At 71.4% G+C, this 17,501-nt stretch carries 17 protein-coding genes and 1 pseudogene; 4 read left to right on the top strand and 14 right to left on the bottom strand.

The features are described 5' to 3' along the window. Nucleotides 1-353: 353 nt before the first annotated feature. The 13 genes and pseudogenes from tyrS to BCF44_RS47230 all read right to left on the bottom strand — a co-directional run bounded on the left by tyrS (nucleotide 354) and on the right by BCF44_RS47230 (nucleotide 12,940). Nucleotides 354-1,628 (bottom strand): tyrosine--tRNA ligase, encoded by a 1,275-nt coding sequence (tyrS, locus tag BCF44_RS47290; protein WP_116181116.1) that lies wholly within the window; start codon nucleotides 1,626-1,628, stop codon nucleotides 354-356. A gap of 35 nt (nucleotides 1,629-1,663) precedes the next feature. Next, complete coding sequence (locus tag BCF44_RS47285; RefSeq protein WP_116181115.1) at nucleotides 1,664-2,281, bottom strand: DNA-3-methyladenine glycosylase; 618 nt, start codon at nucleotides 2,279-2,281, stop codon at nucleotides 1,664-1,666. Nucleotides 2,282-2,293: 12 nt separating this feature from the next. Next, nucleotides 2,294-3,706 carry an argininosuccinate lyase gene (gene argH, locus BCF44_RS47280; protein WP_116181114.1) on the bottom strand — a complete coding sequence of 471 codons (1,413 nt, stop codon included), beginning with the start codon at nucleotides 3,704-3,706 and terminating at the stop codon, nucleotides 2,294-2,296. 50 nt (nucleotides 3,707-3,756) lie between these two features. After that, a pseudogene (locus BCF44_RS47275) lies at nucleotides 3,757-4,107 on the bottom strand (argininosuccinate synthase); the annotation flags it as partial. Nucleotides 4,108-4,174: 67 nt separating this feature from the next. Next, complete coding sequence (locus BCF44_RS47270; protein ID WP_116181112.1) at nucleotides 4,175-4,666, bottom strand: arginine repressor; 492 nt, start codon at nucleotides 4,664-4,666, stop codon at nucleotides 4,175-4,177. Between the two features lie 136 nt (nucleotides 4,667-4,802). Then, nucleotides 4,803-5,720, bottom strand: coding sequence for an ornithine carbamoyltransferase (argF, locus tag BCF44_RS47265; protein ID WP_116181111.1), 918 nt, complete (start codon nucleotides 5,718-5,720; stop codon nucleotides 4,803-4,805). 5 nt (nucleotides 5,721-5,725) lie between these two features. After that, a complete protein-coding gene (locus BCF44_RS47260; protein ID WP_116181110.1) occupies nucleotides 5,726-6,910 on the bottom strand; it encodes an acetylornithine transaminase in 1,185 nt (394 codons plus the stop codon). A 2-nt stretch (nucleotides 6,911-6,912) separates the two neighbouring features. Further along, entirely contained in the window at nucleotides 6,913-7,806 is an 894-nt protein-coding gene (argB, locus tag BCF44_RS47255; protein WP_116181109.1) for an acetylglutamate kinase, read from the bottom strand. Continuing rightward, nucleotides 7,803-8,996: a bifunctional glutamate N-acetyltransferase/amino-acid acetyltransferase ArgJ gene (gene argJ / locus BCF44_RS47250; RefSeq protein ID WP_246016226.1), complete on the bottom strand. Its 1,194-nt coding sequence runs from the start codon at nucleotides 8,994-8,996 to the stop codon at nucleotides 7,803-7,805. The genes argB and argJ overlap by 4 nt, the downstream gene beginning before the upstream one ends. Then, complete coding sequence (argC, locus tag BCF44_RS47245) at nucleotides 8,993-10,012, bottom strand: N-acetyl-gamma-glutamyl-phosphate reductase (protein WP_116181108.1); 1,020 nt, start codon at nucleotides 10,010-10,012, stop codon at nucleotides 8,993-8,995. The genes argJ and argC overlap by 4 nt, the downstream gene beginning before the upstream one ends. Before the next feature lie 108 nt (nucleotides 10,013-10,120). Then, nucleotides 10,121-11,068 (bottom strand): asparaginase, encoded by a 948-nt coding sequence (locus BCF44_RS47240; RefSeq protein WP_116181107.1) that lies wholly within the window; start codon nucleotides 11,066-11,068, stop codon nucleotides 10,121-10,123. A gap of 49 nt (nucleotides 11,069-11,117) precedes the next feature. Then, nucleotides 11,118-11,840, bottom strand: coding sequence for a Clp protease N-terminal domain-containing protein (locus tag BCF44_RS47235; RefSeq protein ID WP_116181106.1), 723 nt, complete (start codon nucleotides 11,838-11,840; stop codon nucleotides 11,118-11,120). A gap of 41 nt (nucleotides 11,841-11,881) precedes the next feature. Continuing rightward, complete coding sequence (locus BCF44_RS47230; protein WP_211353567.1) at nucleotides 11,882-12,940, bottom strand: CdaR family transcriptional regulator; 1,059 nt, start codon at nucleotides 12,938-12,940, stop codon at nucleotides 11,882-11,884. A 98-nt stretch (nucleotides 12,941-13,038) separates the two neighbouring features. On the opposite strand from BCF44_RS47230, the gene BCF44_RS47225 reads away from it, so the two are divergent. Both BCF44_RS47225 and BCF44_RS47220 read left to right on the top strand, forming a co-directional pair. Beyond that, a complete protein-coding gene (locus BCF44_RS47225) occupies nucleotides 13,039-14,343 on the top strand; it encodes an MFS transporter (RefSeq protein WP_116181104.1) in 1,305 nt (434 codons plus the stop codon). An 11-nt stretch (nucleotides 14,344-14,354) separates the two neighbouring features. Further along, nucleotides 14,355-15,566: an NAD(P)/FAD-dependent oxidoreductase gene (locus BCF44_RS47220; protein WP_170218140.1), complete on the top strand. Its 1,212-nt coding sequence runs from the start codon at nucleotides 14,355-14,357 to the stop codon at nucleotides 15,564-15,566. Here BCF44_RS47220 and BCF44_RS47215 read toward each other — a convergent pair. Beyond that, nucleotides 15,560-16,204 carry a VC0807 family protein gene (locus BCF44_RS47215; RefSeq protein ID WP_116181102.1) on the bottom strand — a complete coding sequence of 215 codons (645 nt, stop codon included), beginning with the start codon at nucleotides 16,202-16,204 and terminating at the stop codon, nucleotides 15,560-15,562. The two genes, BCF44_RS47220 and BCF44_RS47215, sit on opposite strands and share 7 nt — an antisense overlap. 35 nt (nucleotides 16,205-16,239) lie before the next feature. Here BCF44_RS47215 and BCF44_RS47210 point away from each other — a divergent pair, with 35 nt between their 5' ends. Both BCF44_RS47210 and BCF44_RS47205 read left to right on the top strand, forming a co-directional pair. Continuing rightward, the gene (locus tag BCF44_RS47210; RefSeq protein ID WP_170218139.1) at nucleotides 16,240-17,052 is read left to right on the top strand and encodes a PaaX family transcriptional regulator C-terminal domain-containing protein; all 813 of its coding nucleotides are present in this window, start codon (nucleotides 16,240-16,242) and stop codon (nucleotides 17,050-17,052) included. Between the two features lie 10 nt (nucleotides 17,053-17,062). After that, nucleotides 17,063-17,443: a VOC family protein gene (locus tag BCF44_RS47205; protein WP_116181100.1), complete on the top strand. Its 381-nt coding sequence runs from the start codon at nucleotides 17,063-17,065 to the stop codon at nucleotides 17,441-17,443. Nucleotides 17,444-17,501: the final 58 nt, after the last annotated feature.

Below are 17,501 nucleotides of genomic sequence, written 5' to 3'. Positions count from 1 at the left end.
GTTGAGTTCTCAAAGAACACACGCACACCGTCACTTGGCTCTTTCAAGCCGCGTTCAGGGGCTTCGGTGTTTCGTTTTGCTGTGTTTGAAGCTTAGCCGGTCCGTTCTCGCCAAGCAAATCGGCCCTCAGTGAAGCTGACACCGTGGGTTCGACTCGTTGGGTTCGTCCCGGATTGTCAGGCTCGTCCTCGTCGTCCCTGCCGGGGAGTCCCTGGCGGTCCGGGGCGAGTCCGTGTTGCGCTGACTTGGAGAAAGTTACGCGGTGCGGAACGAGAAGTCAAATCGCGCCCGCAGCCGCATCGGCAGAGCGGAAAGTCCCAGCTCAGCGACCTTCCGCCCGGCCGACGTCCACGCTAGTCGAGGACCTCGACCCCAGCAGTGTGGCGCTTGCCACGCCGCAGCACAAGCCATCGGCCGTGCAGCAGGTCCTCTCGTGCCGGCCGCCACTCCTCATCGGTCACCTTCGCGTTGTTCACGTAGGCGCCGCCCTCCTTGACCGTGCGCCGCGCGGCGCCACGGCTGTCCGCCAGGCCGGCGGCCACCAGCAGGTCGACGATGGTGGGCTGGTCCGCCAGGCGCGCCTCGCCCCTGGGCACCTCCGCCATGGCGCCGGTGAGCGTCGACAGCTCCAGGTCCCGCAGCTCGCCCCGGCCGAACAGCGCCTGGCTGGCCATGGTGACCTGCTGTGTCTCCTTCTCCCCGTGCACCAGCGTGGTCAGCAGCTCGGCCAGCCGGCGCTGCGCGGTGCGCAGGTGCGGCTTCTCGGCCGTGTCCTGGTCGATCGCCGCCAGCTCCTCGCGGTCGAGGAAGGTGAAGATGCGCAGGTAGTTGGTCGCGGTCTCGTCGCTGACGTTGAGGAAGTACTGGAACCACGAGTACGGCGACGTCATCGTCGGGTCCAGCCACACCCGGCCGCCGCCGGTGGACTTGCCGAACTTGCGGCCCTCGGCGTCGGTGACCAGCGGCATCGTGAACGCGTGCACCGGCTGCTGCTCCACGCGCCGGATCAGGTCGACGCCGCCGAGGATGTTGCTCCACTGGTCGGAGCCGCCGATCTGGAGCGTGCAGCCGTGCCGCCGGAACAGCTCCAGGTAGTCGTTGGACTGGAGCAGCAGGTAGCTGAACTCGGTGAACGACATGCCGTCGGAGTCCAGGCGCTTGCGGACCGTCTCCCGGGACAGCATGGAGTTGATCGAGAAGTGCTTGCCGACGTCCCGCAGGAACTCCAGCACGGTCGTGGGGCCGGTCCAGTCCAGGTTGTTGACCACCACCGCGCCGGTCGGCGAGTCGTCGAAGTCGACGAAGCGCTCCAGCTGGCCGCGGATCCGCACGCCCCACTCGGCGATCGTGTCCAGCGAGTTCAACACGCGTTCGCCCTGGTCACGGGGGTCGCCGATCATGCCGGTGGCACCGCCGGCCAGCACGATCGGGCGATGCCCGGCGCGCTGGAACCGGTGCAGGCCCAGCAGCGGGATCAGGTTGCCGGCGTGCAGGCTGGGCGCGGTCGGGTCGAAGCCGCAGTAGAGCGTGAGCGGGCCCGCCGACAGGTCACGGCGCAGTGCGTCGATATCGGTGGACTGCGCGGTCAGGCCGCGCCAGGACAGCTCGTCGAGGATGTGCTCACTCACGGGAGACATCATCCCGTACCAGCGCAAAGCAGTTGTCAGCGCCTCTTGCCGCCGCGGCGGTAGGTGCTCACGGCCGGCGAGTCGATCCAGAACCGCCACGGCCGGTCCATGGCGGTGGCCACGCCGACGCGCGGGCCGGCGTGGATGGTCTCCAGGGGCACCGGGTCGCTGGCCAGCAGCCGGACCGGCGAGTCCGGCCGCAGCAGGTTGACGCCGTTGTCCTCGCGGGTCAGCGACAACGTGCTGGTCAGGCGGGCCGGGCCCTTGGCCAGCTCGGCGTCGCTGCGGGCACTGGGACGTAGCTTGTGGGCGATGTCCAGGCCGGTGACGACCTCGCCGGCGCGCACCAGCACGGCCCCGGGCACGCCGTCGGTCAGGCACACGATGTTCGCGCAGTAGTGCATGCCGTAGACGAAGTAGACGTACAGGAAGCCGGGAGGGCCGAACATGACGTCGTTGCGGGACGTCCGGCCGCGGTAGCAGTGCGACGCCGGGTCGTCGCCGCCGCGGTAGGCCTCCACCTCGACCAGCCGGACCCCCACCGGCCCGTCCGGGGTGTCGGCCTCCAGCACGCAGCCGAGCAGGAGCTTCGCGGCGTCGACGGGGTCGACCGCGAGCTCCTCCTCAGTGAATTGGCGGCGCGTGGTTGTCACAAGGAGACAACCCTAAGGCCGTGCGGCAGTGGCGGACCACCCACGGGCAGCCGTTACCCGTTCACCCACACGGCCCAGTTGCTCGGCGACGCGGGCGGGGGCGGTGCCGCCGCGGCCGTCGCGCGAGGCGATCGAGCCCTCGACGGTGAGCACGGCCCTGACCTCGGGCGTCAGGTGCTCGGAGACCTTGGCGAACTCGGCGTCGGTGAGCTCGTCCAGGCCGACGCCGCGGGCCTCGGCCAGCCGCACGCACTCCCCGGCCGCCTCGTGGGCGACGCGGAACGGCACGCCCTGCTTCACCAGCCACTCGGCGATGTCCGTGGCGAGGGTGAAGCCGGCAGGCGCCAGGGCGGCCATGCGCGCGGTGTCGAACGTGAGCGTGCCGACCATGCCGGCGATCGCCGGCAGCAGCAGCTCCAGCTGCGCCACCGAGTCGAACACGGGCTCCTTGTCCTCCTGGAGGTCCCGGTTGTAGGCCAGCGGCTGGGCCTTGAGCGTGGCGAGCAGGCCGGTGAGGTTGCCGATGAGCCGGCCGGACTTGCCGCGGGTGAGCTCGGCGACGTCCGGGTTCTTCTTCTGCGGCATGATCGAGCTGCCGGTGGCCCACGCGTCGTCCAGCACGGCGTAGCCGAACTCGGCGGTGGTCCAGATGATCACCTCTTCGGCGATCCGGGACAGGTTCACGCCGAGCATCGCCAGGCAGAACGCGATCTCCGCGGCGAAGTCGCGGGACGCGGTGCCGTCGATGGAGTTCTCCACCGACTCGTCGAAGCCCAGCTCGGTGGCCACGGCGGCGGGGTCGAGGCCCAGCGAGGAGCCGGCCAGCGCGCCGGAGCCGTACGGGGAGACGGCGGTGCGCGCGTCCCAGTCGCGCAGCCGGTCGATGTCCCGCAGCAGGGACTGCACGTGCGCGAGCAGGTGGTGCGCCAGCAGCACGGGCTGCGCGTGCTGGAGGTGCGTGCGGCCCGGCATGACGGCGCCGGGGTGGCGCTGCGCCTGGTCCACGAGGGCGTCGATGACGTCGAGCGTGCCGTCGGCGACCCGGCGCGCGGCGTCGCGGAGCCACATGCGGAACAGCGTGGCGATCTGGTCGTTACGGGAGCGGCCCGCGCGCAGCTTGCCGCCCAGCTCGGCACCAGCGCGGTCCATGAGGCCGCGCTCCAGGGCCGTGTGCACGTCCTCGTCGGCGACGACGGGCGTGAACACGCCAGAGACGACGTCGGCCTCCAGCACGTCGAGCGCCGCGATCATGCGGGTCAGCTCGTCGTCGGTGAGCAGGCCGGCGCGGTGCAGGGCACGCGCGTGCGCACGCGACCCGGCGATGTCATACGTGGCGAGCTGCCAGTCGAAGTGCGTCGACAGGCTCAGCGCCGCCATCGCGTCGGCCGGACCGCTGGCGAACCGGCCGCCCCAGAGCTTGCTCACTGCCCTCTCCTCAAGTAGATGCGTCAGGCGGCCGGGCGGAGCCGGTCGCGCAGGTCCAGGCGCACCTCACCGGTGACGTGCTCCTGGGACGTGGTGATGAACGCGTCGAGCGCCTCGCGCAGCGGCGAGGTCCAGCCGCCGTCCTCGACGAGCTTGGCCCAGCGGCGCTCCACCTGCCGCTTGAAGCGCAGCAGGTCGGGCTCGACGGTGCGGTCCTCCAGTTGCCGGTGCGCGGCGATCAGCGTGGCGGCGCCGGGCTGGCCGCTGCCGCCGACCCGCCAGTTCAGCTCCTGCACGGCCTCGAGCATCGTGACGGTCTCGCCGTCGATCGCCACCGGGACACCCTGGTCGAACGTGATCACCACCTGCTCGGCGTCGGAGCCGACGAACATGTTCGTCGGGCACCACACCGGCGTCGGGTGGTTGATGAGGGCGTTGGCCTGCACCGCTTTCCGGCAGAAGTCCTCGTCACTCATGGCCCGCCGCCAGGCCGGTGAACCGCTCGGCGAGGTCCGCGCCGGTGAGGGGTTCGCGGGCCACCACGAAGATCGTGTCGTCGCCGGCGATCGTGCCGACGACGTCGTGCAGCGCGGCCCGGTCCAGGGCGCTGGCCAGGAAGTGCGCCGCGCCCGGCGGGGTCCGCAGCACCGCGAGGTTGCCGGAGGAGTCCGCCGACACCAGCAGCTCGCCGAGCAGGCGGGTGACGCGGGAGATGCCGCCCTCGACGCCGCGGACCGGGCTGCCGTCCTCGGGGATGACGTATACGGGCGCTCCCCCGTCGGCGCCTCGGAGCTTCACCGCGCCGAGCTCGTCCAGGTCCCGGGACAGGGTGGCCTGCGTGGTCTCGATACCCTCCGCGGCCAGGAGTTTGGCCAGTTCGGACTGGCTGCGCACGGCCCGCTGGGACACCAGCTCGACGATCCGTCCCTGGCGGGCGGCACGGGTGGTCGGCGAACTCATACGCATGAGTATGCACGATTGTGGAAAATTACTCAACCCTGGGGAACGCCACATGCGCTTCCTACTTGGCACTGGGGCGCAAGTGGGAAGCGCATGTGGCGGAAAAGGGGGTGGGGTGGTGGGGCGGTGGGTAGGCTCAGTGGGCGAGGAGCCAGGCCAGCAACGCCTTCTGGGCGTGGAGGCGGTTCTCGGCCTCGTCCCACACCGCGCTGGCCGGGCCGTCCAGCACCTCGTCCGTGATCTCCCAGCCGCGGTGGGCCGGCAGGCAGTGCAGGACGATCGCCCCCGGCGCGGCGCGCCCCAGCAACGACGGGTTGACCTGCAACGGACGGAACGGCCCGATGCGGTCCTTGCCGTCGTTCTCCTGCCCCATCGAGGTCCACGTGTCGGTGACGAGCACGTCGGAGCCGTCGACGGCCTCGTGCGGATCGGTCAGGGCGGCAGCGCTGCCGCCGGTCTCGGCGGCGAGCTTCTGGGCGTCGCGCATGATGTCGCCGGCCGGCTGGAAGCCGTCCGGCGAACAAACCCGAACGTGCAGGCCGGCGTTGACGCCGCCGAGCAGCAGCGAGTGGGCCATGTTGTTGGCGCCGTCGCCGAGGTAGGTCAGCGTGAGGCCGGCGAGCTTGCCGTGTCGTTCCCGGATGGTCTGGAGGTCGGCCAGCACCTGACACGGGTGGAACTCGTCGGTGAGGGCGTTGACCACGGGGATCCGCGACACCGACGCCATGGCGTCCATCCGCTTCTGCGCGAACGTCCGCCACACGACGGCGTCGACGTAGCGGGACAGCACCCGGGAGGTGTCCTCGATGGTCTCCTCGCGGCCGAGCTGCATGGCCCGGCCGTCGACGATGATCGGGTGCCCGCCGAGCTGCGAGATGCCGACGTCGAAGGACAGCCGGGTGCGGGTGGAGTTCTTCTCGAAGATCGCGGCCACGGACTTGCCGGCCAGCGGCTTGTGCCCGAGCGGGTCGGCCTTGAACGTGGCGGCCAGGTCGAGCACCTCGAGCTGCTCGGCCGGGCTGAGGTCGTCGTCGCGAAGGAAGTGCCTGGGCATGGTGTTCAGGACTCCGAATTGTCGAGGAACGAGGGCAGGGCGGCGACGAAGTCGTGCGCGTCGCTGTCGGACAGGACCAGCGGCGGGGCGAGCCGGATGGAGTCCGGCTGCACGTTGTTGACGAGGTAACCGCCCGCCTGCCCGGCCTTGGCGACGCCGGCGGAGACGGGCTTGTTCAGAGCGATGGCCAGCAGCAGCCCGGCGCCGCGGACGCCGGCGACCAGCGGGTGGTGCAGCTGCTCGACGCGGGCGGCGATGTCCTTGCCGAGCGCGGCGGCGTGCTCGTGCAGGCCTTCGGCGGCGATGGTGCGCAGCACGGCGAGGCCGGCGGCGCACGAGACGGGGTTGCCGCCGAAGGTGGTGCCGTGGTGGCCGGGCTTGAACAGCTCGGCGGCCGCGCCGATGCCGATGCACGCGCCGAGCGGCAGGCCGCCGCCGAGCCCCTTGGCCAGCGTGACGACGTCCGGCACGATGCCGGTCTGCTGGTACAGGAACCAGGTGCCGCAGCGACCCATGCCGGTCTGCACCTCGTCCAGCACGAGCAGGGCGCCGGCCTTCGCCGTGATCTCCCGCGCGGCCTGGAGGAAGCCGTCCGGCGCGGGGATCACGCCGCCCTCGCCCAGGATCGGCTCGACGAACACGGCGGCGGTGTCGCCGTCCACAGTGGACTCCAGCGCGGCGACGTCGCCGAACGGGATGTGCACCACCTCGGGCGTCAGCGGCAGGAACGGGGTCCGCTTGGCGGGCTGGCCGGTCAGCGACAGCGCGCCCATGGTGCGGCCGTGGAACGCGCCGTCGAAGGCGACGATCTTGGTGCGGCCGGTGAGCCGGGTCAGCTTGAACGCGGCCTCGTTGGCCTCCGCGCCGGAGTTGGTGAACACCACCCGCGCCGGCTGGCCGACCAGGTTCACCAGCTCCTCGGCCAGTTCCAGCGACGGCTCGTTGACGAACATGTTCGAGGTGTGGCCGAGCTTGCCGATCTGCTCGGTGACGGCCTGAACCACCGCCGGATGGGCGTGGCCGAGGGCGTTCACCGCGATGCCGGTGTAGAGGTCGAGGTAGCGGTTGCCGTCGGCGTCCCACACGTGCGCGCCGTCGCCTCGGACCAGGGCCAGCTGGGGGGTGCCGTAGTTGTCCATCAGCGCCGACTGCCAACGGCTCCGGCTGTCCTCATTGGACAAGATGGTCACTGTCAGTCCTCCTCGTCTGGTAGCACCATGGTTCCGACACCCTTGCTGGTGAACACTTCCAACAGCACCGAATGCGCAAGCCTGCCGTCGATCACGTGCGCGGCGGGCACCCCGCCGCGCACCGCTCGAAGGCACGCCTCCATCTTCGGCACCATGCCGCTGGTGAGCCCGGGCAGCAGCTCCTCCAGCCGGTCCGCGCCGATCTTGGCGACTAACGAGTCCCGGTTCGGCCAGTCCGTGTAGAGGCCCTCGACGTCGGTCAGCACCACCAGCTTCTCCGCGCCCAGCGCGACGGCTAAGGCGGAGGCGGCGGTGTCGGCGTTCACGTTGTGCACCACGCCGTCCGCGTCCGGCGCGACGGTGGAGACCACCGGGATGCGGCCGGCGCGGATGAGGTCAAGCACCGAGTCGGGGTCGACGGTGACGACGTCGCCGACCAGGCCGATGTCCACCGCCTCACCGTCCACAATGGCCGCCCGGCGCTCGGCGGTGAACAGCTGCGCGTCCTCGCCCGAGATTCCGACCGCGTACGGGCCGTGGGCGTTGATCAGGCCGACGAGCTCCCGCCCGACCTGGCCGACCAGCACCATCCGCACCACGTCCATGGTCTCCGGCGACGTCACGCGCAGCCCGCCGACGAACTCGCCCTCGATGCCCAGCCGCTTGAGCATGGCGCTGATCTGCGGGCCGCCGCCGTGCACCACCACCGGGTGGATGCCGGCCAACCGCAGGAACACCATGTCCTGGGCAAAGGCGCGCTTGAGCTCGTCGTCGATCATGGCGTTGCCGCCGTACTTCACCACCACGGTCTTGCCGTGGAAGCGTTGCAGCCACGGCAGCGCCTCGACCAGCACCTCGGCCTTGAGCGCCGCTTCCGCCTTCGTCACGTCGGTCATGAGGAGTACGCGCTGTTCTCTTCGACGTAGTCGTGGGACAGGTCCGTGGTGAGCACGGTCGCGGCGGCGTCGCCCACGTGCAAGTCGATCAGCACCTCGATGTCCCGGCCGGACAGGTCGGCGCCCTCGCGGTCGGCGGCGCGCCCGCCGGCCCGGCAGACCAGCACGCCGTTCAGCGTGACGTCGATCTTGTCGGCTTCGATGTGCGCGGGGGCGTTGCCGATGGCCATGATGATCCGGCCCCAGTTCGGGTCGGAGCCGAAGAAAGCGGTCTTGACCAGGCTGTCACGGGCGACGGTGCGGGCCGTGGCGACGGCCTCCTCCTCGGTCGCCGCGCCCTGGACCGTCACGCTGATCTCCTTGGTGACGCCCTCGGCGTCGCCCTGGAGTTGCCGCACCAGGTCGTGGCAGACGGCGTGCAGCGCCTCGGCGAAGTCCTGCTTGGACGGCTGCACGCCGGAGGCGCCGGAGGCCAGCACCAGCACGGTGTCGTTGGTGGAGGTCGAGCCGTCGACGTCGAGGCGGTCGTAGGTGACCCTGGTGGTGGCCTTGAGGACCTCGTCCAGCTCGGCCGGCGGGATCACGGCGTCGGTGGTGACGACCGACAGCATGGTGGCCATGTTCGGCGCGAGCATGCCGGCGCCCTTGACGAAGCCGCCGATCGAGAAGCCGGTCGGGTGGGTCAGGGCCGACTGCTTGGCGTGTGTGTCCGTGGTCAGCACGGCGGTCGCCGCTTCCAGGCCGGCCTGCTCGGTGTCCGCAAGCGCTTTCGCGGCTTCGTCCACTCCGGACAGCACGGCGGCCATCGGCAGCCGCTCGCCGATCAGGCCGGTCGAGCAGACCGCCACGTCGACGGCGCTGACCTGCAACACCTCGGCCACGTGCTCGGCGGTCCGGTGCGTGTCCTGGAAGCCCTCCGGGCCGGTGCAAGCGTTTGCGCCACCCGAGTTCAACACCACCGCGCGCAGCCGGTTGTCGGCGATCGCCTGCTGCGACCACAGCACCGGCGCGGCCTTCACCTTGTTGGTGGTGAACACCGCCGCCGCGGCGTCGGACGGGCCCTCGTTGACCACCAGCGCCAGGTCCGGCGCGCCGGAGGCCTTGATGCCCGCGGCCACGCCCGCGGCGCGGAACCCGGCCGGCGTGGTGACGCCCGAGGTGCGGGTCACGGCGGCTTGCGAGGTGGTCACGGGGCGACTCCCACGGTGGAAAGGCCGGTGGTCTCGGGCAGGCCGAGGGCCAGGTTCATGGACTGCACGGCGGCGCCCGCCGTGCCCTTGGTCAGGTTGTCGACGGCCGCGACCACGACCAGCCGGTTGGTGTCGGGGTCGGCGACCGCCTGGACGTGCAGCGCGTTGGAGCCCAGGGTCGCGGCGGTGGTCGGCCACACGCCCTCGGGCAGCAGGTGCAGGAACGGCTCGTCGGCGTAGGCCTTCTCGTACACGGCACGGACGACCACAGTGGACTTCAGCGGGGCCGTGCAGGTGGCGAGGATGCCACGGGGCATCGGGACGAGGACCGGCGTGAACGACACCGCCACCTTCGTGCCGGCGATCTTGCCGAGGTTCTGGGCGATCTCCGGGGTGTGCCGGTGCTTGCCGCCGACGTTGTACGCGCTCGCCGCGCCCATCACCTCGGAGCCGAGCAGGTTGGGCTTGAGCGACTTGCCGGCGCCGGAGGTGCCGGTCGCCGCGACCACCACCACGTCCGGCTCGACGATGCCCGCGGCGAAGGCCGGGGCCAGCGCGATCGAGGCCGCCGTCGGGAAGCAGCCGGGGACGGCTATGCGCCTGGCGCCGCGCAGGTTCTCCCGCGCGCCGGGCAGTTCCGGCATGCCGTACGGCCAGGAGCCGGCGTGCTCGCCGCCGTACCAGCGCTGCCAGTCCGCCGCGTCGGTGAGCCGGTGGTCCGCGCCGCAGTCGATCACGAGTACGTCGTCGCCGAGCTGCGCCGCGAGCTCCGCCGACTTGCCGTGCGGCAGCGCCAGGAAGACCACGTCGTGGCCGGCGAGCTGCTCCGGCGTGGTGTCGCCGAGCACCCGGTCGGCCAGCGGGACCAGGTGCGGCTGGTGCTGGCTCAGCGGCGTGCCGGCGTTGCCGCCGGCGGTCAGCGCGCCGATCTCCACGTCGGGGTGGCCGAGGAGCAGCCGGAGCAGCTCACCACCCGCGTACCCGCTCGCACCCGCGACAGCGACCCGTACCGTCATGCGTATGAGTATGCACGTGAGTGGAAACTGATTCAAGCGGTCGGGCGGGTGACGGCGCTCATCCACCCTCGCACGGCCGGGGCACGTCCAGGTCGGGGAATCCTTCGGTCAGCGCCGGAACGCCTCCCGGGCCGCGCGCACTCCCCCGCCACCCAGCGCGACCATCAGCGCCACCCGCGCGTGCCCGGCGGTCATGCCCGGCGCGAGGATCGCGCCGACCTTCTCGGCCAGCTCGGCCCCCAGCGGGTTGCCGCCGACCACCGGCACCCGCGGCGCGATCACCACCGGTATCTCCCAGCCGGTCAGCTCGATGATCGTCGCGAACAGCTCGACCGGCACGTTGCCGGCGCCCGACCCCTCCAGCACGACACCCCGCGCACCGGCGTCGATGACGGCGTTCAGCACCGTCGCGGGCATGCCGGCGTACGTCCGGATCACGGCGACGTCGGTCTCCGGCTCGCCGTGCGGGCGGGGATGCAGCGGCGGCAGGGGTGACACCAATGCGGCCTTACCTGCGACCACCGCACCGAGGCGTGGATACGGTGCGGAGGTGAACGCCGCCGGTCGGGTCGGATCGGCCAGCCGGGCCCAGCGCGCGGCGTGCAGTTCGTCGTCGAAGAGCACGAGCGCGCCGGCGCCCCGCACGGTCCGGTCGGCGGCGACGGCCAGCGCGGACGCGAGGTTGCGCGGGCCGTCGCTGGACAGCTCGTCGAGGTGGCGGACCGCGCCCGTGAAGACGATGCCGCCGAGCGCGGCCGCCGGTCCGACGAGCAGGTCGGTGAGATAGGCGGTCTCCTCCAGGTTGTCCACGCCGTGCGTGACGACGACGCCGTCGAAGCCCTCCTCGGTGAGCGCCTTGTGCGTGCGGCGGGCGATGGCCAGCATCGTCGCGACGGAGGTGTCCCAGCTGGGCTCGGCGAGGATGTCCTCGACGACGACCTCGGCCGGCGGCGCGTCCAGGCAGGCCAGCAGGTCCGCCCCGGTGGCGACCTGGGCGATGCCCGGCCGCTGCGCGATCGTGTCGCCGGTGGCGATCAGCAGCACCCGGTTGCTCATACGATCCCCCACACGATCAGCATCCCGACCAGGACGACCACCAGCATTCTCACTCCAGACCCACGTGCCGCTCCAGCCGGTCGAGCCGGTCCAGCAGCGGCTTCAACTGCTTGCCGACGAGCGCGGCGACGGCGGCCGCCGGGTCGGACGGCTTGCTGCCGGCCTGCTCGCGGTGGTGCACGAAGCCGGCCAGCGCGGCGGAGACCGCACCGCGGGTCGAACGCAGCTCGGCACCGGCGGCGCGCAGCACCTGACCGGCGGCGCCGTCCTGCTCCGCGACAAGGCCGAGCAGCAGGTGCTCGCAGCCGATGTAGTTGTGCCCCATGGTGATCGCTTCGGTCATGGCCAGCTCGAACGCGTTCGCCAGCGGGCCGCTGAACTTGTCCGCAGGGTGGTCGCCGGCCGTCGACGCGGGTAGGTCGGCCAGCAGGCGCTGCGGGTCGATGTCGGTCGCCGTCAGCACGCGAAGGGCCATGTTGTTGCCCTCCTTGACGATGCCGTGCAGCAGGTGCTCGGTGCCGACCAGCGGCGAGCCGTCCGCGCGGGCCTGCTCGATCGCGATCTTCACGGTGGTGCGCGCCCGCTCGGTGAAGTGCGGCAGGCGCGCAGTGGGGTCGCCGCCGCCGAGCTCGCCGATAGTCGCGGAGCGGATGGCCGTCACCCGCTTCACCGACGTCTCCAGCGCGCGCTGGCAGATCGCCGACACCGGCACCCCGGAGTCCCGGACCGCCTCGGCCAGCTCGTCGGACAGATACACGTTGATCTTGGGCATCACGTCGTCTCCCCTTTCCGGTAATAACCCCATGTATACCCCTAGTTGGGGTTACACACAAGGCAGGCCAGGTGGAGGGCCAGCCCGACGGCGGGCTCGCGGACCGGCCGGCCGAGCAGCTCGGTGAGCTTGTCCAGGCGGTAGACAAGCGTGTTCCGGTGGATGTGCAGGGCCTCGGCGGCGCGCACGAGATTGCACCCGCTCTCGCTCCACGCCACCAATGTCGCCCTCAGTGCGGGCCAGTCCGGCTCCGCGCGCAGCCCGCCGAGGGTCACCTCCGCGAACCGGCTCCGCGCGTGCGGGCCGGCGGCGGCGAGCAGCTGGTGCACGCGCAGCGCCGAGATCGGCCGGACGGGGCCGTCGCCCACGGCGATCGCGTCCACGGCATCGCGGCACGCCTCGTGCAGCGCGGCGACGCCGACCGCCGGATCGCTCAGTCCGATGTGGACATCCCCGCGTTCCGCCAGGGTTCGGCACAGTGCGGCGGTGTCACCGTGGTGCAGCACGACAAAACGGCCGGTGGCGATCTCCGTCGGCTCCGGGAAGACGGACCGCACCAGACGGGCGTCGGCCGTGTCGATCACCACGGCCGTGCGCGGGCGCCGGAGGTCGATGCCGAGGTCGGCGGCACGGCGCTCGACCGCCTGCGCCGAAACGACGTCCGGGTCGAAGGACACGATGTCCCGCACCAGGTCCGCGACGGCGCGATCGCGCAGCAGCCGGGACCGCAGCAGGATCGCCTCGCGCACCAGGATCTCGGTGTGCCGCTGGACGAGCAGGCCGAACCGGCGGACCTGGCGTGGCGAGCCGGTGATGCCGACGGTGCCGAGCGCCTCGCCGTCGAGCACGATCGGCAGCGTCATGCCCGGCCGGACGCCGCGCAGGCGCCGGGCCTGCTCGGCGTCGTGCCACGCGGGTTCCAGCGTGCGCATCACGTCGACGGACGCCTCATGCAGCGTGCCGACGCGCGCGGTGTCGCCGCTGCCGATCACGGTGCCGTCGCGATCGGTGACCAGCACGTTGAAGCCGACGATCCGGCTGGTCTCGGCGGCGATCTCCTGGGCCAGGTCGGCGGTCAGCGGTCCATACGAATCATCCAATGAAAGCTCCCAAATCGGGACCGAGTTCATACGGAGCATACGGTGACCGGTGGCCCCGGTGTGTCTAGCGTCACAGCACCGACAGTCAGGAGCCGACCATGACCACCACCCTGGAGCGGGCGCGACCGTCCCGCACCCACTGGCTGATCACCATGTACGCCGGCGGCGGCGAATTCTGCGACGGCTACATCCTCAGCATCATCGGCGTCGCCCTGCCGCTGATCACCGGGACGTTCCGGCTCGACGCGGCGGGCGCCGGCCTGATCGGGTCGGCCTCGCTGATCGGCATGTTCTTCGGCGGCCTGGTCTTCGGCCGGGTGACCGACCGGGTCGGCCGGCAGAAGGTGTACCTGTTCGACATCGCGGCGTTCATCATCCTGTCGGTGCTGCAACTGTTCGCCGACGCGCCGTGGCAGTTGGTGGTGCTGCGCCTGCTGATGGGCGTCGCGATCGGCGCGGACTTCGCCATCGCCGGCACCATCGCGTCGGAGTTCGCGCCGCAGAAGTCCCGCGGGCCGCTGCTCGTGGTGATGGTGACGATGTGGTCGGTCGGCGCGGCCGTGGCGTACATCGTCGGCTGGGCGATGCTGTCGGCCGGGCCGGACGCGTGGCGGTGGATGCTGGCCAGCAGCGCGATTCCCGCCGCGCTGATCCTCTTCCTGCGGATGGGCACGCCGGAATCGCCCCGGTGGCTGCTGTCCCGGGGACGGGTCGACGAGGCGCGGGCGGTGGTGGAGCAGATGCTCGGGCCGGGCGCGGACCTGTCCGACATCGAGGCCGACACCGGCGCGGTCGGGCGGTACAGCGACATGTTCCGCAAGCCGTACCTGCGGCGGACCGTGTTCGTGTGCGTGTTCTGGGCCTGCCAACTGCTGCCGATCTACGCCATCAGCACGTACGAGCCGACCATCCTGCACTCCTTCGGTCTGGCCACCGGCGACGCGGCGTACCTGGGCGCGGTCGTGATCCAGATCTTCTATGTGCTGGGCTCGCTGTCCGGGGCGCTGTTCGTCAACCGGGGCCGGCGCAAGCTGCTGTTGTGGAGCTTCGCGATCTCCGCGCTGCCGCTACTGGGGCTGGCGGCGCTGGACACGCCGTCGGCAATCATCGTGGTGGCGCTGTTCGTGGTGTTCGGCATCGCCTCGTTCGCCAGCCAGTGCCTACAGGCGATCTACCCGTCCGAGCTGTTCCCGACCGGGATCCGGGCCACCGCCAACGGTTTCGCCACTGGCATCAGCCGGATCGGGGCGGCGCTGGGCACCTTCGGCGCCCCGATCCTGCTCGGCTACAGCACGCGGCTGGCGATGCTCGTCGGCGCGGTGATCGTCGCGGTCGGCTGGCTGGTGTCGTACTGGCTCGCGCCGGAGACCAGCGGCAAGACGCTGAGCGAGTCGTCCCGGTGAGCGGTGGCTCGGTGAGCGGTGGCTCGGTGACCGTGGTCGGCGGCGGCGTGATCGGGTTGTGCTGCGCGCACTACCTGGCCGCCGCCGGCCACCGGGTCACGGTCGTGGAGCGGGATCTGGTGGGCAGCGGGGCTTCGCGGGGCAACGCCGGGGAGATCTGCCCCGACCTGGTCGAGCCGCTGTCGGCGCCCGGCGTGATCGCGTCCGCGCTGCGGACCCTGCACCGGCCCGACGCCGCGCTGCACATCCATCCCGGCGTGAACCCCGACCTGGTCCGGTTCCTGGCCGGTTTCGCCCGCAACGCCACCCGCCGCCGCTACGCCGCCGGCGCGGCCGCGCTGGCGCAACTGGCCACCGACACCTTCGAGCTGTTCGATTCCCTTGGCGTGGAAGCGATCCGTGACGGCTTCCTGTTCGCGTACGGCTCGGTCGAGTCGGCTTCGGCGGCAAGGCGGGGCTTTCTCGGGTTGGGGGCGCCCGTCGGCGAAGTGCTGCGGAATCTGCCCGACCATGAGCCGGTGCTGGCCGCCGGGGCGCGGGCCGGGTTCGTGGTGGACCGGCAATGGTCCATCGACCCGAACACGTTCGTCGACGGCCTGGCGGCACAGCTGCGGACCACCGGCGTGGACGTGATCGAAGGTGCCCGGGTCACTCGCGTCGAGGAGGACGGTGAGCGGGTGCGGGTGCACACGTCCGCCGGATCGATCGAGTCCGACGCCGCCGTGCTGGCCGCCGGCGTGTGGACGCGGGAGCTCGGCCGGGGGCTCGGCGCCGACCTGAACCTGTTTCCCGGCAAGGGATACAGCTTCTCCGTCGCCGTCGACAAGATGCCCGGACGGCTCCTGCACCTCGGCGACGCGCACGTGGCCGCCACGCCGCTCGGCGACCGGCTGCGCATCGCCGGGACCATGGAGTTCGACCGGGACCACGACCGCTTCCACGCTCGGCGCATCGATGCCATCGTCCGGGCCGCCCGGCCGTACCTGTCCGGCGTGGACTGGGACGGCCGGCGGGACGAGTGGGTCGGGCCGCGGCCGATGACCCCCGACGGCCTGCCGGCGATCGGCCGCTTTCCCGGGCGGCGCAACGTTTTCGTCGCCACCGGGCACAACATGCTGGGGCTGATGCTGGCCCCGGCGACCGGACGGCTGGTGGCGGAGTTGGTGGACGGCGGCACCGCGCCGGCCGCCTTCGAGCCGGGGCGAATGGCGCGGCGCTACTGAGCCGGCTGCGTGTTCGGCGGCGCGGCCGCGGCGTTGCGGCGGCCGGCCCGTCGGCCGTAGGTGGCGGTGCCGAAGATCAGCACGGCGAGCACGACGTATGGCAGCACGGTCGAGATGACCACCATCGTCGACACCGGCAGGGTGTAGCTGAGGATGATCCGCAGCACAGCCTCGGCGAGGAAGGTGCCGCCCCACACAACGGTGAGGATGCGCTGGGAGCGACGGAAGCCCGCGTACTGCCAGAGGCCGTTCCACCACTCGACGCGGGCGGGGTCGCCGCCGGTGGCGAACTTGCGGCCGAAGTAGAACATCAGCGGGCGCGGAGCCAGCAGGGAGCCAAGAAGAGCCAGGCCGAACAGGCCCGTGACGGCGGAGTCCTTGACCAGCAGCAGGCGGGCGTCATTGAACGCCAGCGAGGCGACGACGCCGACGACGAGGAAGACCAGGACCATGATGCTGAACTCGTCGGCGTGGCGGGTGCGGGCGAACGAGATCGCCAACTCGAGCAGGGGCCACACGCCGCTCAGCGCCAGCGCGAGGGCGTCGGCCATGCCGTACCCGGTGAGCAGCGAGTAGGTGATGATCGGCAGCACGACGTTGAACAGGATCGTCGGCGCCCAGTTCCTGATGACCTGCACGGCGGCCCCCTTATGTGGCGAGGATACTCACGACCGTGAACAGTAACGCAACACAACCGCCGTCGGGGCGGTCCGTGGGACTGGTCCCGTTCCTGTTCGGCGTCACCGGCCGGACGGAGCTGTCCGGCGGCGTGCTGACGGAGCTGCTCATCGACCTGGGCCTGACCCGGTCGGCGGCGCGGGCGCTCATCGCGCGGATGCGGACGGCCGGGCAGCTGGCGTCGTCGAAGCGCGGCCGCGAGGTCGACTACCGGCTCGCCGGCAACTTCGCCCGCGGCTTCGAGCGGATCAAGGCCGGGTCGGACCGTGCCGCCACGCCCTGGACCGGTCACTTCCACGCGCTGCTCTACCAGGTGCCGGAGGGGCAGCGGGCGTTTCGCGACCTGCTGCGCCGGCACGCGCTGTTCACCGGCTACGGGATCATGCAGCCGGGGGTGCTCATCTCGCTGACCGACCTCAGCCCGCGGCTGGCAGACGTGCTGGCGCAGTGTCCCAGCGGCGCCAGCGTGCGTGCCGGCACTATCGGCCTGTCGGTCGAGGATGCGGCGGCGGTGGCGTACGAGGCGTGGGACCTGGCCACCGTTGGGGCGAACTACCGGCGGCACATCTCGTCGCTGCGGGCGGCGCTGGCGTCCGACGCCTCGCTGCCGGAGACGGCCGAGACGCTTCGGGCCTTCACCGAGCTGTCGATGCTGCCGCTGGTCGACACCCTCCGCGACCCCGGCCTGCCGCCCGAACTGCGGCCGCCGGACTGGCCGTGGGGGGAGCTGGTGCGGCTGATCGAGGAGGTCAACGCCCGGTACTGGCCACCGTCAATTGCGTACGTGCAGAGCAAGGTCACTGGCTAGGGTCGCGGTCATGACGTCCCGTTTGCGCCATGTCACCGTCGACTGTGCCGACCCGCACGCGCTGGCCACCTTCTGGTCCGCCGTCACCGGATACGAGCTGGATCCCGACTTCGATGCCGAGGAGGCACTGCTGCTGGCGCCCGGCGACGGCCCCGGCATCCTGTTCCTGCGTGTGCCGGAAGGAAAAGCCGTGAAGAACCGGCTGCACTTCGACCTCCAGCCCGACCGACCCCGCGACGAGGAGGTCGACCGGCTGCTCGCGCTCGGGGCGACGATGGTGCTGGACATGCGTACCCCGGACGGCAAGGGCTGGGCCCAGCTCGCCGACCCGGAGGGCAACGAGTTCTGCGTGGAGCGCAGCGCCGAGGAGCGGGCGGCGACCGAGGCCTGATGCGGGGAAGGAGGCTTTCCCTGCGCTGAACGCAGGCAAAGCCCCCTTCCAAACACGA

The organism is Kutzneria buriramensis (assembly GCF_003387475.1).
GTDB lineage: Bacteria > Actinomycetota > Actinomycetes > Mycobacteriales > Pseudonocardiaceae > Kutzneria > Kutzneria buriramensis.
The sequence above is the reverse complement of the archived record's forward strand: the minus strand, read 5'-3'. Positions and strand labels throughout refer to the sequence as shown.

Bases quoted from the DNA above. Each gene is read 5' to 3' on its own strand.
- BCF44_RS47270 (WP_116181112.1), bottom strand. From the start codon at position 4,666: ATGAGTTCGCCGACCACCCGTGCCGCCCGCCAGGGACGGATCGTCGAG.
- argF (WP_116181111.1), bottom strand. From the start codon at position 5,720: ATGCCCAGGCACTTCCTTCGCGACGACGACCTCAGCCCGGCCGAGCAG.
- argB (WP_116181109.1), bottom strand. From the start codon at position 7,806: ATGACCGACGTGACGAAGGCGGAAGCGGCGCTCAAGGCCGAGGTGCTG.
- argC (WP_116181108.1), bottom strand. From the start codon at position 10,012: ATGACGGTACGGGTCGCTGTCGCGGGTGCGAGCGGGTACGCGGGTGGT.
- BCF44_RS47240 (WP_116181107.1), bottom strand. From the start codon at position 11,068: ATGAGCAACCGGGTGCTGCTGATCGCCACCGGCGACACGATCGCGCAG.
- BCF44_RS47235 (WP_116181106.1), bottom strand. From the start codon at position 11,840: ATGCCCAAGATCAACGTGTATCTGTCCGACGAGCTGGCCGAGGCGGTC.
- BCF44_RS47225 (WP_116181104.1), top strand. From the start codon at position 13,039: ATGACCACCACCCTGGAGCGGGCGCGACCGTCCCGCACCCACTGGCTG.
- BCF44_RS47205 (WP_116181100.1), top strand. From the start codon at position 17,063: ATGACGTCCCGTTTGCGCCATGTCACCGTCGACTGTGCCGACCCGCAC.